The sequence below is a fragment of the Streptomyces ardesiacus genome, assembly GCF_003112575.1.
Lineage (GTDB): Bacteria > Actinomycetota > Actinomycetes > Streptomycetales > Streptomycetaceae > Streptomyces > Streptomyces ardesiacus.
On record NZ_BEWC01000003.1, the window covers coordinates 1 to 13,228 of the forward strand.

A 13,228-nucleotide genomic window follows, 5' to 3' on the forward strand; every position below is an offset into this window, starting at 1 on the left:
CTTTCCGACCCGATTTCCTCGGTGCTTTCCAGGTTCCCGCTTTCGCGTTTCCCTTTCCGGCGGTTCCGACTTTATCAGAAGTTCCGGGGCGGTCTGACCGGCCGTTCGTTTCCGATTCATCGGGAGAGTGCTTCGTCGAATTCGTTGATTCGTAGAAGCTGATAGATGTTCGACGCTGCCCTCTGGGGTGAACCCACCTCCAGGCAACTGTTCGAATCTACCTCCCCGCTCGCTCCGTGTCAACGGCTCGTGCGGGAACGAAGAGGACAGTAGCAGCTCGCCGGGTCGGATGCACATCAGGCGGCCGTCGGCACGGTGGCGCTGCGTTCGGCCGCCGCGACGTCGCCCGTGTCGCCGGCGCGCACCGCGCGGCCACCGAGGACGTAGACGTAGGCGAGGAAGGCCAGCTCGGCGACGACTCCGATGGTGATGCGGGCCCAGGTGGGCAGGCCGGAGGGGGTGACGAAGCCTTCGACGGCGCCGGAGACGAAGAGGACGAGGGCCAGTCCGACTGCCATGCCGATGGCCGCCCTGCCCTCCTCGGCGAGGGCGATGCGCCGGGTGCGGGGCCCGGGGTCGACGAGGGTCCAGCCCAGCCGCATACCGGTGCCCGCGGCGACGAACACCGCGGTCAGTTCGAGCAGGCCGTGCGGCAGGACCAGGCCGAGGAAGGTGTCGAGGCGGCCGGCCGACGACATCAGGCCGAAGCCGACGCCGAGGTTGAGCATGTTCTGGAAGAGGATCCAGATGACGGGCAGCCCCAGAAAGACGCCCAGGATGAGGCAGAGCGCGGCGGCCCATGCGTTGTTCGTCCACACCTGGGCCGCGAACGAGGCTGCCGGGTTGCTCGAGTAGTACGTCTCGTACTGGCCGCCCGGGCGGGTGAGCTCGCGCAGTTCGCCGGGTGCCGCGATGGTGGACTGCACTTCCGGATGGGTGCCGATCCACCAGCCAAGGAGCGCGGCGACCGCGGTCGACACGAGGGCCACGGGGACCCACCAGTGTCGGGCCCGGTAGACGGCCGCCGGGAACTGCTGGGTCAGGAATCGTGTGACGTCGCGCCAGGAGGCACGCCGGGTGCCGGTCACGACGCTGCGCGCGCGTGCCACCAGTTGGCTGAGCCGCCCGGTCAGCTGGGGGTCGGGGGCACTGGACTGGACCAGGGAGAGGTGGGTGGCCGTGCGCTGGTAGAGGGCGACGAGTTCGTCGGTCTCGGCACCGGTCAGGCGGCGCCTGCGCCGGAGGAGGGCGTCGAGGCGGTCCCACTCCGCGCGGTGGGCGGAGACGAAGACGTCGAGGTCCATCGGTGTGCCTGCTCCTCGGCTATCGTCGGCGGCTCGTCGTGGATCAGCTTGTCGTACTGCGGCGCGGTGTGTCCTCAGCTTGGCAGACTGGCGGGGACGGGGGCTTTCGGGGAAGGGCGGCGCGCGTGAGTGAGCTGGTGACGGGCGAGGCGGTGGCGCTGGAACTGCGCCCCGCGAGGCTGCCCAGCAGGGCGCTGGCCGTCCTGCTCGACCTGGTGGTCGCCGTGGCCGTCTACGTGGCGGTGACCGTCGCTCTGGTCGCGTCCACCTCGTCCCTGGACGACGCGGCGCGGACGGCGCTGACGATCGCGACCTTCGTCCTGGTCCTGGTGGGCGGGCCGATCGCCGTGGAGACCCTGAGCCACGGGCGGTCGCTCGGGAAGATGGCGTGCGGTTTGCGGGTGGTGCGGGACGACGGAGGGCCGATCCGCTTCCGCCACGCGCTGGTGAGGGGCTTGATCGGAGTGATCGAGATCCTCATGACGTTCGGAGTGATCGCCTGTGTCGCCTCGTTGGTGTCGGCGCGGGGGCGGCGGCTCGGCGACGTGTTCGCGGGCACGCTGGTCGTGCGGGAGAGGGTGCCGTACGCGTCGGCGGGGTTCATGCCGCCGCCTCCGCCGTGGCTGGCGGGACGGTTCTCCGGACTAGACCTGTCCGCGGTGCCCGACGATCTGTGGCTCGCCGTCCGTCAGTACCTGGCACGGGCCGCACAGCTGGATCCACGCGTCGGCTGGGCCATGGCCGAGCGGCTCGCCACCGACGTGGCGTCCCGTACGGGTGCTCCGGTGCCGCGGGAGGTGCCGCCGCCCGCGTATCTGGCGGCGGTGCTGCAGGAACGGCAGGCCCGGGAGGCCCGGAAGGCGTTCGGCGGCGACTCGGCCGGGGGGACTGCCGCCCCGGCGACGGCGGAGGTTCCGGTGCCGCCTGCGCCGACTGCGCCGGCTGCCCCGTCGGCGCCCGCACCGGTCACCCCGCCGCCCGCGCCGTCGTCCGACGGCCGCTCCGAGGTGTCGCGGGACGTGCGGCCGGACGGCCGCCCCGGAACCGGGTTCGTGCCGCCGGCTTAGGCACGGCCGCCCCCGGCACCCTCACGGGAACACGGACGGCGGGGTCTCCAGGTCCTCCAGCTCGATGCCCGGGGCCGCCAGGACCACGTCGCCGGCGATGTGCACGGCGTGTTGTTCGCCCGTGTCCAGGGCTGTGACCTGGTATTCGTCCACGACGAGGGGGCCGTTGTCAGTGGCGTGTGCTTCTCTGTTCAGCAAGGCCCAGGACTGGTCCACGGTGCGGGGGGCGAGGACCGGGTCCGTGAGGGCGACGAGGCGCAGGCGGGTGGCTGATCCGGAGGGGGTGAGGCGCAGGAGACGGGTGACGGCGACGAGGAAGGCCGGGGACGTGCCAGTGAAGGCGTGGGCGCGCGCATTGCCTTCGGTGGCGTGGGTTCCGGTGGGGTCGGTGCGGACCCAGGTGAGGCCCTCGATGGCCGCGCCGCGCACCTGCCAGTCGGCGGCGTGGACTTCGAGACGGATGGGGCGGCCGAGCTCGTCGAGGGCGAGGTCCACGGAGCCTCGGTGGTCCCCCGTGGGGGTGGTCAGTTGTGACACGTAGCGCCAGCCGGAGGGGCCGGGGGCGCACTGGAAGTGTTCTTCTGCGAGGAGGGTGTGGTCGTGCGGATCGTGAAGCGAATAACGGCCGCGGGGCATGGGTGTCCTGGGTGGTGACGGGCTGCTGGTCCGACCGCTGAGGCGGCAACGGGACAGGCCCCCGGCACGGGGGTGCGGGGGCCTGTCTCGAAGGCGAGGAGCCGTGGGAGCCGGTGGGCTCAGTAGCGGTAGTGGTCGGGCTTGTACGGCCCCTCGACCTTGACGCCGATGTAGTCGGCCTGCTCGGGGCGGAGCGTGGTCAGCTTGACGCCGAGGGCGTCGAGGTGGAGCCGGGCGACCTTCTCGTCCAGGTGCTTGGGCAGCACGTACACGTCGGTCGGGTACGCGTCGGGCTTGGTGAACAGCTCGATCTGCGCCAGCGTCTGGTCCGCGAAGGAGTTGGACATCACGAACGACGGGTGACCCGTGGCGTTGCCCAGGTTCAGCAGGCGCCCCTCGGACAGGACGATGAGGACCTTGCCGTCCGGGTAGGTCCAGGTGTGGACCTGCGGCTTGACCTCGTCCTTGACGATGCCCGGCGTCCTGGCCAGACCGGCCATGTCGATCTCGTTGTCGAAGTGGCCGATGTTGCCGACGATGGCCTGGTGCTTCATCTTGGCCATGTCCGAGGCCATGATGATGTCCTTGTTGCCGGTCGTGGTGACGAAGATGTCGGCCTTGTCGACGACCTCGTCCAGCGTCGTGACCTGGTACCCGTCCATCGCCGCCTGCAGCGCGCAGATCGGGTCGATCTCCGTGATGATCACGCGTGCGCCCTGGCCGCGCAGCGACTCCGCGCAGCCCTTGCCGACGTCGCCGTAGCCGCAGACGACGGCGGTCTTGCCGCCGATCAGCACGTCGGTGGCCCGGTTGATGCCGTCGATCAGGGAGTGGCGGCAGCCGTACTTGTTGTCGAACTTCGACTTGGTGACCGCGTCGTTGACGTTGATCGCCGGGAACAGGAGGGTGCCGTCGCGGTGCATCTCGTAGAGACGGTGAACGCCGGTCGTGGTCTCCTCGGTCACGCCGCGGATCTCGGACGCCAGCTGGGTCCACTTCTGCGGGGTCTCGCTCACCGTGCGGGTGAGGAGCTCGAGGATGACGCGGTGCTCGTCGGACTCGGCGGTGTCGACCGAGGGGACCTTGCCGTCCTTCTCGTACTCGACGCCCTTGTGGACGAGGAGGGTGGCGTCACCGCCGTCGTCCAGGATCATGTTCGGGCCGCCGGTGGGGGTGTTCGGCCAGGTCAGCGCCTGCTCCGTGCACCACCAGTACTCCTCCAGGGTCTCGCCCTTCCAGGCGAAGACCGGGACGCCCTGCGGGTTGTCCGGGGTGCCGTTCGGACCGACGGCGATGGCGGCGGCCGCGTGGTCCTGGGTGGAGAAGATGTTGCAGGAGGCCCAGCGGACCTCGGCGCCCAGGGCGACCAGGGTCTCGATGAGCACCGCGGTCTGCACCGTCATGTGCAGGGAACCGGTGATCCGGGCGCCGGCGAGCGGCTGAGCCTCGGCGTACTCCTTGCGGATCGCCATCAGGCCCGGCATCTCGTGCTCGGCGAGGGTGATCTCCTTGCGGCCGAACGAGGCCAGGGAGAGGTCGGCGACCTTGAAGTCCTGTCGGTTGTCGACAGTCGTCATTACGGGCTGCTCCTCGGGTTGGGTCGAGGTGGGTACGGCTGACCTGCGCGGCGGCGGACACAGGGGTGCCCCGAAGAGGACACAGGCATGCCCGCGTACGCGCAGCGCAGTCCGTCGGAGGCCCTCTCTCCCTCGGCCGGTCCGTCCTGGACCGCCCGACCGCCATCAGCAGCGACGTCTGGCTCCGTCCCAAGCTACACCGCGCGCGCCCGCCGTCCCCAGTCCGCCTCCGAACACTTCCGGACGTTCACGAAGCGTGACGAGGGGCTGCGGGGCGTCGGTCAGTGGGCTGCGGGAGGTGCGGTGGGGCCGCCGGGGGTCGCCTCGGGGTCGGCGCCCTTGGCGGCCTCGGACTCGCTGTAGATGTCCGGTTCCAGGTAGATGACGCGGGCGATCGGGACCGCTTCGCGGATCCGGGATTCGGCGGCGTCGATCGCGGAGGCGATCTCCGTGGCCGTGCCGTCGTGGCGGACGGCGATCTTGGCGGCGACGAGCAGTTCCTCGGGGCCGAGGTGGAGGGTGCGCATGTGGATGAGGCCGGTGACCGTGTCGCCGGCGACGGCCGCGGCCTCGATCTGCTGGACCACCTCGGCGCCGGCGGCCTCGCCGAGCAGCAGGGACTTGGTCTCGACGGCGAGGACCAGCGCGATCAGGATGAGCAGGATGCCGATGCACAGGGTGCCGATGCCGTCCCAGACGCCGTCGCCGGTGAGCAGGGCGAGGCCGACGCCGCCGAGGGCGAGGACCAGGCCGACGAGGGCGCCGAAGTCCTCCAGGAGGACGACCGGCAGCTCGGGGGCCTTGGCGTGGCGGATGAACTCCTTCCAGGACTTCGTGCCGCGCAGGGGGTTGGACTCCTTGATGGCGGTCCGGAAGGAGAAGCCCTCGGCGACGATCGCGAAGACCAGGACGCCCACCGGCCAGTACCAGTGCTCCAGTTCGTGCGGGTGCTTGATCTTCTCGTAGCCCTCGTAGAGGGCGAACATGCCGCCGACCGAGAAGAGCACGATGGAGACGAGGAAGGCGTAGATGTACCGCTCGCGGCCGAAGCCGAAGGGGTGTTGCGGGGTGGCCGCGCGCTGGGCCCGCTTGCCGCCGAGGAGGAGCAGGCCCTGGTTGCCCGAGTCGGCGACGGAGTGCACGGATTCGGCGAGCATCGACGACGATCCGCTGAAGAGGAACGCCACGAATTTCGCCACCGCGATCGAGAGGTTGGCGAGCAGTGCCGCCACGATCGCCCTGGTACCGCCTGACGCGCTCATGTGTCGCGTTGTCCCTTCGCCTGCGTCTGCTTCTTCGTCTGCGTCCGTACGCCGCCGGCGGGGCGCGGCCGTCACCGGCTTTGGCCCCTCCTTTGCGGTGCGCCATTGTTGCAGCCCGTGCGGACCCCGAGGTGCCGGATGCCCCGTCGTTCGCCCGTCAGACAGGTGTCGGGCCCGTGCGGGGTCGTCTCAGACGCGCACGGTGGCGCGGAAGAGCGTGCCGGTTCCGGACACTTCGGCCTTTTCGTGGGCCGGGACGAAGACCGAGCGGCCGGGACGCAGCTCGTGTTCGCCGGCCCGTACGGTGCCCGCCGTGCAGAGCAGGATCTGCGGGGTGGACAGGGTGAGGTCGTGGACGCCGGTGCCCTCGGGCAGGACGTAGCGGGACAGGCGGAACTCGTCGGTCGGGGTGTCGTAGACCTCTTCGCCGTCGGGGGACGCCTCCGGGCGCAGGATGCCGGGGTCGCCCGCCTCGAAGCGGACGATGCGCAGGAGTTCGGGGACGTCGACGTGCTTGGGCGTGAGGCCGCAGCGCAGGACGTTGTCGGAGTTGGCCATGATCTCGACGCCGAGGCCGTTGAGATAGGCGTGCGGGATGCCGGCGCCGAGGTAGAGGGCCTCGCCGGGCTGGAGCCGGACGTGGTTGAGGAGCATGGCGGCGAGGACGCCGGGGTCGCCCGGGTAGTGGTGGGCGATGTCGGCGTAGGGCCGGTAGACGCCGCCGAGGCGGTCGCAGGCGGCCGCGGTCTCGGTGACCGTGCGGGACATGTCCTCGGGGTCGGCCGTGAGGACCGCGGTGAGCACCTCGCGCAGGGCGGCGTCCTCGGGGTGGGCGCGCAGCAGGTCGACGTACGGCTTGAGGGAGGCGACGCCGAGGCCGTCGAGCAGGTCCGCGGTCTCGGCCGGGGGGCGGAAGCCGCACAGGCCGTCGAAGTCGGTGAGGGCGCAGACCAGTTCGGGCTTGTGGTTGGCGTCCTTGTAGTTGCGGTGCGGGGCGTCCAGGGGGACTCCGCGGCGTTCCTCGTCCTCGTACCCCTGCTGGGCCTGCGCGAGGTCGGGGTGGACCTGGAGGGAGAGCGGGGCGCCGGCGGCGAGGAGCTTGAGGAGGAAGGGCAGCCGGGGGCCGAACTTGGCGACGGAGGCGGCGCCCAGTTCCTTCTCGGGGTCGGCGTCGACGACCTCGGCGAGGGTGCCCCGGCCCGTGCGGGAGGGGGCGCCGGGGTGGGCGCCCATCCACATCTCCGCCTGCGGTTCGCCGGTCGGCTCGGTCCCGAGGAGGGTCGGGATCGCGGTGGTGGAACCCCAGGCGTAGGGGCGGACGGTGTTGTCGAGGCGGTCCATGGGCTCTCTCTGCCGGTGCGTGCGGGTGCGGGGGCGATGGTGCGCCGGGGTCAGGATCCCGAGGCGAGTGCCAGGTAAACGGCGGCGAAATCCGTGATGGCGATCAGCTCGGCGAGGGTCTCCAGTTCGCCGCCCTCTTCCGGTTCCAGCTCGCTGATCGGCGTGTCGTGGCCGAGGGCCAGGTCACGGGCGTTGGGGGCGGCGGTCAGGCCGCCGGCGGGGCGGTCGCGCAGGAGCACCACGCGTGCGTGCAGCGCGGCCGGCTCCTCCACGCGGTCGCGGAAGAAGTCGTCGGGGTCGGCGCCGGCGGCGAGTCGGCCGGCGAGCAGGGCGCTGTGCGCGGCGAGCGCCTCGGGCAGGTCGGCGACGACGGCGGGGGTGCCGGACAGTTCGGCGAGCGCGGCGGCGAAGCGGCGGCCCGCGGGCCCGGCGGAGGTGCCCTCGGTCCAGACGACGGGGAGGGAGTCGGCCAGTTCGGCCGCGAGGGTCTTGGCGGGGTTGCTGTAGGTGACGATCGCGGGCCCGCAGCGTTCGGCGACGCGGTCGAGCCGGTCGGCGACCTTGTCGACGGCCTCCGGGGGCGCCTCGAGCAGCCCGGTGCGGTCCAGCAGCGCGAGGAGCGGGGTGAGCAGCGCCCACAGGACGCCGGGGGCGGCACCGGCGAGGGGCTCGTCGTGGTCGTACGGGGCGGTCGCCATCGGGAGGAACAGGCCGCGGGAGGCGCCGACCGCCTCGCTGAGCGGGGAGCCGGCGGGGGCGACCGCGACGACCGTGCAGCCCCGGCGGTACGCCTGTTCGGCGAGCAGGGCCAGGCCCGGCTCGGTGCCGTCGGGGGTGGCGATCAGCAGGAGGTCGACGGAGCCGGCCCAGCCGGGCAGTTCCCAGCGCAGGGCGCCCGCGGCGGGGGCGACGCCGGTGGGGGCGAGGCGGGTGACGGGGCTGCCGGCGCCCGCGAGGGTGCCGAGGAGGTCGGCGGCGTGGGTGGCGGCGGCGCCGGGGCCCGCGATCAGTACGGCGCGGGGGCGGCCGTCCGGCCTGAGGTTGGCGACGCCGGCCTCGGCTGCGTGCCGGGCGGCGGTGCGGACGCGGGCACCGGCCTCGGCGGCGCCGCGGAGGAGGCCGCGGCGGTCGGCCTCGGTGAGGCGCTCCGGGTCGTCGAGAAGCGATTCGTCGAGCATGGCGGCAGGTCTCCGATCGCCGGGGCGTTCGTTCGGTTGCGCGGGGTCGTCGCCGGGTTGCCGTCGCCTGGGCGGCGGTTACTCGGGGCGGCGGGCCTCGTCGACGAGGAGGACGGGGATGCCGTCGCGCACCGGGTAGGCCAGGCCGCAGTCCTGGCCGGTGCAGATCAGCTCCGCGTCCTGCTCCTTGAGGGGGGCGTGGCAGGCGGGGCAGGCGAGGATCTCCAGGAGGCCGGGTTCGAGCGGCATGGGGGTTCCCTCCGGGGGTGGGGCGTGTGTGGATGTGCTGGTCAGGGTACCGCCGGGACGGGACGGGCGCGGGGGCCTGTGGAAGAGCGGCCACCGGGCACCGGTGCCGGGGCGGGACGGTCGCGCGGCACGCAGCGGCGGGGCGGCCGGCGGCCAGGAGCGGCGGGGCGGCCGGCGGCTAGGAGCGGATGATCGCCAGCGCCTCGTCCCGGATCTTCGTCATCGTTGACTCGTCCCGTGCCTCCGCGTTCAGGCGCAGGAGGGGCTCCGTGTTGGACGGACGGACGTTGAACCACCAGTCGGCCGTCGTGACTGTGAGGCCGTCGAGGTCGTCCACGGTGATGTCGTCGCGGCCCTCGTACGCGGCCCGGATCGCGGCGAGGCGGGCCTGCTGGTCGGCGACGGTGGAGTTGATCTCGCCGGAGCCGGCATAGCGGTCGTACGCGGCGACCAGGGCGGACAGCGGGCCGTCCTGCTCGCCGAGGGCGGCGAGGACGTGGAGGGCGGCGAGCATGCCGGTGTCGGCGTTCCAGAAGTCGCGGAAGTAGTAGTGCGCGGAGTGCTCGCCGCCGAAGATGGCGCCGGTCCTGGCCATCTCGGCCTTGATGAAGGAGTGGCCCACGCGTGTGCGGGCCGGTGTGCCGCCGTTCTCGCGGACGACCTCGGGGACGGACCAGGAGGTGATCAGGTTGTGGATGACCGTGCCCGTGCCGCCGTTGCGGGCCAGCTCGCGGGCGGCCACGAGGGCGGTCACCGCGGACGGGGAGACCGGGTCGCCGTTCTGGTCGACGACGAAGCAGCGGTCGGCGTCGCCGTCGAAGGCGAGGCCCAGGTCGGCGCCCTCCGCGCGGACGCGCTGCTGGAGGTCGACGAGGTTGGCCGGGTCGAGCGGGTTGGCCTCGTGGTTGGGGAAGGTGCCGTCGAGTTCGAAGTACATCGGCACGAGGTCGAGGGGCAGGCCGGCGAAGACCGTGGGGACGGTGTGACCGCCCATGCCGTTGCCCGCGTCGACGACGACCTTGAGGGGGCGGATGGCGGTGAGGTCCACCAGGGAGCGCAGGTGGGCCGCGTAGTCGGCGAGGACGTCGCTCCGGGCGACGGTGCCGGGGCGGGCGGACGGCTCGGGGGCGCCCTCCTCGCTCCAGCGCTCAACCAGGGCGCGGATCTCGGCGAGGCCGGTGTCCTGGCCGACCGGGGCGGCGCCCGCGCGGCACAGCTTGATGCCGTTGTACCGGGCGGGGTTGTGCGAGGCCGTGAACATGGCGCCCGGCAGGCCGAGCGCGCCGGAGGCGTAGTACAGCTCGTCGGTGGAGCACAGGCCGATCCCGGTCACGTCGGCGCCGCGGGCCGCCGCCCCGCGCGCGAAGGCGCCGGACAGGCCCGGGGACGAGGGCCGCATGTCGTGGCCGACCACGATGGCGTCCGCGCCGGTCAGCTCGACGAAGGCCGCGCCGAACAGCTCGGCCAGCGGCTCGTCCCACTGGTCGGGGACGACACCGCGCACGTCGTACGCCTTCACGATCTGCGACAGATCAGCAGCCACGGCCAACCTTCCTGAAAGTCCTGTCGGAGCCCACAAACTACCCCGTGGGGACCGGCTGGCCGCCCGGGCGGTTCCAGGAGGTCGGACGGCGTCAGGGCAGCATCCAGCCCAGGACGGCCGTGGACTGCGCGACCACGATCAGGCACATCACCAGCAGCAGGCCGAGGCTCCAGGGCAGCACCTTGCGCAGCAGATCCCCTTCGCGGCCCGCGAGTCCGACGGCGGCACAGGCGATGGTGAGGTTCTGCGGGGAGATCATCTTGCCGAGGACGCCGCCGGAGCTGTTGGCGGCGGCCAGGAGTTCGGGCGAGAGGCCGGACTCCCGCGCGGCGGTCACCTGGAGAGCTCCGAAGAGCGCGTTGGCGGAGGTGTCGGAGCCGGAGACGGCGACGCCGAACCAGCCGAGGACCGGGGAGAGGAAGGCGAGCCCGGCGCCTGCCGCGGCGACGAAGTGGCCGATGGTGGCGGCCTGCCCGGAGAGGTTCATGACGTAGGCGAGGGCGAGGACCGAGGTGACGGTGAGGATCGCGAACCGCAGTTCGTGCACGGTCGCGAGCCACTCCCTGACCGCCACGCGCGCGTGCACGCCGAGGACGACGGCCGTGGCCAGCCCGGCGAACAGCACGAGCGTGCCGCCGGTGGAGACGATCGGCCAGGAGAAGACGTTCCCGCCCACCGGGTTGCCCTCGGGGTCGAACACGTCGAGGAACGGCCAGTCGTAGGACTGCGTGGCCTTCGCCAGCCAGTCCTTGACCGCCGGGATCTGCGCGACGGAGAAGACGGCGACGATCAGCGCGTACGGCGCGTAGGCCCGTGCCACCTCCCGCGCGGAGTCCTCCTCGTCCAGTTCCTCACTGCGTACGCCGGTCAGCACGGACGCGCGTACGGGCTCGGCCGCGGGCCTGCGGGAGTGCGGTACGGCGACCAGGGCGGCGGCGCCGATCAGGGCGGCGGCGATGTCGGCGAGCTGGGCGGAGACGTAGTTGGAGGCGACGAACTGGGCGACGGCGAAGGCGACTCCGCAGGCCAGCGCGGGCACCCAGGTCTCGCGCAGCCCGCGCCGCCCGTCGACCAGGGCGACGAGGAGCAGCGGCACGACGAGGGCGAGCAGCGGCGTCTGACGGCCCACCACGGAGGCGACGTCGTCCAGGGGCAGCCCGGTGACCTGGGCCAGCGTCACCACGGGGGTGCCCATGGCGCCGAAGGCGACCGGCGCGGTGTTGGCGACCAGGGAGACGACGGCGGCGCGCACGGGGTCGAAGCCGAGGGCGACGAGCATGACCGAGCAGATCGCGACGGGCGCCCCGAACCCGGCGAGGGCCTCCAGGAGGGCGCCGAAGCAGAATGCGACGACGAGGGCCTGGATGCGGGGGTCGTCGGAGAGCCGGCCGAAGGAGCGGCGCAGGATGTCGAAGTGCCGGGTGCGGACGGTCATCCGGTAGACCCACAGGGCGTTCACGACGATCCACAGGATGGGGAAGAGGCCGAAGACGGCTCCCTGGACGGCGCTGGAGGCCGTCTGGTCCAGGGGCATGCCGTAGGCGAGCCAGGCGACGAGCACGGCGGCCAGGAGGCCGATGAGGCCGGCCAGGTGCGCCTTCATCCGGACGCCGCCCAGCAGGACGAGGACGATCACCAGGGGCAGGGCCGCCACGAGGGCGGACAGGCCGAGTGAACCGGCGACGGGTTCCAGTTCCTGCACGTACACGGGCGCCTCCCCGGATTCCGCCATGTGAAAGCGATTTCTCGCGGCTTCCGGAATGGTCGTGTCCGCGACAAGCCAACGTCAATGGGCGTGCAGCAACGGATGTGACCGGTGACACGAAAGATGAAGACGGAACCGGGGGAAGGCGGCGCTCAGTTGTCCGGTGAGCGCAGGACCCTCAGGTGGCCGCGGCGCGCGACCTCCATCGGGTCGGCCGTGCGTCCGCCGCCCGCCTCGGCCGCCCGCTCCTGGGGCCGGGCCGCCTCGCGCACCGCGTTGGCGAGCGCTTCCAGGTCGTCGCCGCTGGGACGGGCCGGGGCCGATCCGTCGAGCAGACGGACGACCTCCCAGCCGCGCGGGGCGGTGAGGCGCTCGGAGTGCTCGGCGCACAGGTCGTAGCAGTGGGGTTCGGCGTAGGTGGCGAGCGGGCCGAGGACCGCGGTCGAGTCGGCGTAGACGTACGTCAGCGTCGCGACGGCGGGACGGCCGCAGGCGGTGCGCGAACAGCGACGTACAGGGCTCACGATGTTGGACGGTACCGCACTCTTGAGCGGGCCGCGACGACTCTCCACCGGGTCACACCTCCGTGTCGTGGCGTGAAACGTTCTGTGGCCCTCTCGTGCACCCCCGTTCGACCTGCGCCGACACTGGTCCCGAGGAGGTCGGACCGATCGGAAAGCGGTCACGACCCGATACAAACAACGACATTTGCCTTGAGTTCCGCGGTCACGGAAAGATATCGAATTGAGCCCAACCTTGGCCGGAATGGTCATCCGGCGACAGGCCGAGGGTGCCCGCGCCACACGGCCCACCGGGCCCGTGCGGGCCGGGCGTGTGGCTCCGGCACGGACTACCCTTCACCAGTGATGGACAACCCCGTGTCGCCCCGTGATGCCGGCCGCCCCGGGCCCCGCCGTCGTGATCGCCACGGTCGGGGCATGCGTGGCCCGGTCGCACCCCCGCAGGTGCCGCTCGCCGCGAGCCGCGGCGAGGTGTTCGCCGACCTGGTGCAGGACTCCGTGGAGCGCCTTGAGCGGCGGTGGCCGCAACTCGCCGACATCGACTTCCTCGTCCTCGACGTGCCGCGGCCGGCCGCCGCCGGGGAGGCGTGGAACGACGAGGCGGTTCCGCTCGGCGGGACGGTGCCCTCCCGGGACGGGCGGCGGGGGCGGGTGGTCGTCTACCGGCGGCCCGTGGAGATCCGGACCAAGGGGCGCGACGAGCGGGCACTGCTGGTGCACGAGGTCGTCGTCGAACAGGTCGCCGAGCTGCTGGGGCTGACCCCGGAGACGGTGGATCCCCGGTACGGGGAGGACTGAGCGAGGACGAGGACGGGGGGCGCCGCGCGGGGCGCCCACCGTCCTCG

Annotated in this window: 12 protein-coding genes; 2 read left to right on the forward strand and 10 right to left on the reverse strand. The window is 72.3% G+C overall.

Features of this window, described 5'->3' with window-relative positions; genetic code table 11:
• Window positions 1-296: 296 nt before the first annotated feature.
• Entirely contained in the window at window positions 297-1,304 is a 1,008-nt protein-coding gene (locus tag Sdi02f_RS12930) for a stage II sporulation protein M (protein ID WP_031087996.1), read from the reverse strand.
• A 125-nt stretch (window positions 1,305-1,429) separates the two neighbouring features.
• On the opposite strand from Sdi02f_RS12930, the gene Sdi02f_RS12935 reads away from it, so the two are divergent.
• Window positions 1,430-2,371, forward strand: coding sequence for an RDD family protein (locus Sdi02f_RS12935; protein ID WP_108933292.1), 942 nt, complete (start codon window positions 1,430-1,432; stop codon window positions 2,369-2,371).
• Window positions 2,372-2,392: 21 nt separating this feature from the next.
• Here the strand turns inward: Sdi02f_RS12935 and Sdi02f_RS12940 are convergent, their stop codons facing one another.
• The 9 genes from Sdi02f_RS12940 to Sdi02f_RS12985 form a co-directional block, all read right to left on the reverse strand.
• Complete coding sequence (locus tag Sdi02f_RS12940; RefSeq protein WP_030404301.1) at window positions 2,393-3,007, reverse strand: hypothetical protein; 615 nt, start codon at window positions 3,005-3,007, stop codon at window positions 2,393-2,395.
• A 119-nt stretch (window positions 3,008-3,126) separates the two neighbouring features.
• The gene (gene ahcY, locus Sdi02f_RS12945) at window positions 3,127-4,584 is read right to left on the reverse strand and encodes an adenosylhomocysteinase (RefSeq protein WP_030404302.1); all 1,458 of its coding nucleotides are present in this window, start codon (window positions 4,582-4,584) and stop codon (window positions 3,127-3,129) included.
• Between the two features lie 281 nt (window positions 4,585-4,865).
• On the reverse strand, window positions 4,866-5,846 hold the full coding sequence (locus Sdi02f_RS12955; protein WP_053639227.1) for a cation diffusion facilitator family transporter: 981 nt from the start codon (window positions 5,844-5,846) through the stop codon (window positions 4,866-4,868).
• Window positions 5,847-6,035: 189 nt separating this feature from the next.
• Window positions 6,036-7,187 (reverse strand): mannose-6-phosphate isomerase, class I, encoded by a 1,152-nt coding sequence (manA, locus tag Sdi02f_RS12960; RefSeq protein ID WP_030404304.1) that lies wholly within the window; start codon window positions 7,185-7,187, stop codon window positions 6,036-6,038.
• A 50-nt stretch (window positions 7,188-7,237) separates the two neighbouring features.
• Window positions 7,238-8,365 (reverse strand): SIS domain-containing protein, encoded by a 1,128-nt coding sequence (locus Sdi02f_RS12965; protein WP_031087987.1) that lies wholly within the window; start codon window positions 8,363-8,365, stop codon window positions 7,238-7,240.
• 78 nt (window positions 8,366-8,443) lie between these two features.
• Window positions 8,444-8,614 (reverse strand): Trm112 family protein, encoded by a 171-nt coding sequence (locus Sdi02f_RS12970; protein ID WP_037800153.1) that lies wholly within the window; start codon window positions 8,612-8,614, stop codon window positions 8,444-8,446.
• A gap of 178 nt (window positions 8,615-8,792) precedes the next feature.
• A complete protein-coding gene (locus Sdi02f_RS12975) occupies window positions 8,793-10,157 on the reverse strand; it encodes a phosphomannomutase/phosphoglucomutase (protein ID WP_108933293.1) in 1,365 nt (454 codons plus the stop codon).
• Between the two features lie 91 nt (window positions 10,158-10,248).
• Window positions 10,249-11,865 carry an L-lactate permease gene (locus Sdi02f_RS12980; protein ID WP_030404307.1) on the reverse strand — a complete coding sequence of 539 codons (1,617 nt, stop codon included), beginning with the start codon at window positions 11,863-11,865 and terminating at the stop codon, window positions 10,249-10,251.
• A 149-nt stretch (window positions 11,866-12,014) separates the two neighbouring features.
• Entirely contained in the window at window positions 12,015-12,434 is a 420-nt protein-coding gene (locus Sdi02f_RS12985; protein WP_030404308.1) for a DUF3499 domain-containing protein, read from the reverse strand.
• Between the two features lie 294 nt (window positions 12,435-12,728).
• Between Sdi02f_RS12985 and Sdi02f_RS12990 the strand changes: the two genes are divergently transcribed.
• Window positions 12,729-13,181, forward strand: a complete 453-nt coding sequence (locus Sdi02f_RS12990) for a metallopeptidase family protein (RefSeq protein ID WP_063788259.1) — start codon at window positions 12,729-12,731, stop codon at window positions 13,179-13,181.
• The last annotated feature ends 47 nt before the right edge of the window (window positions 13,182-13,228 follow it).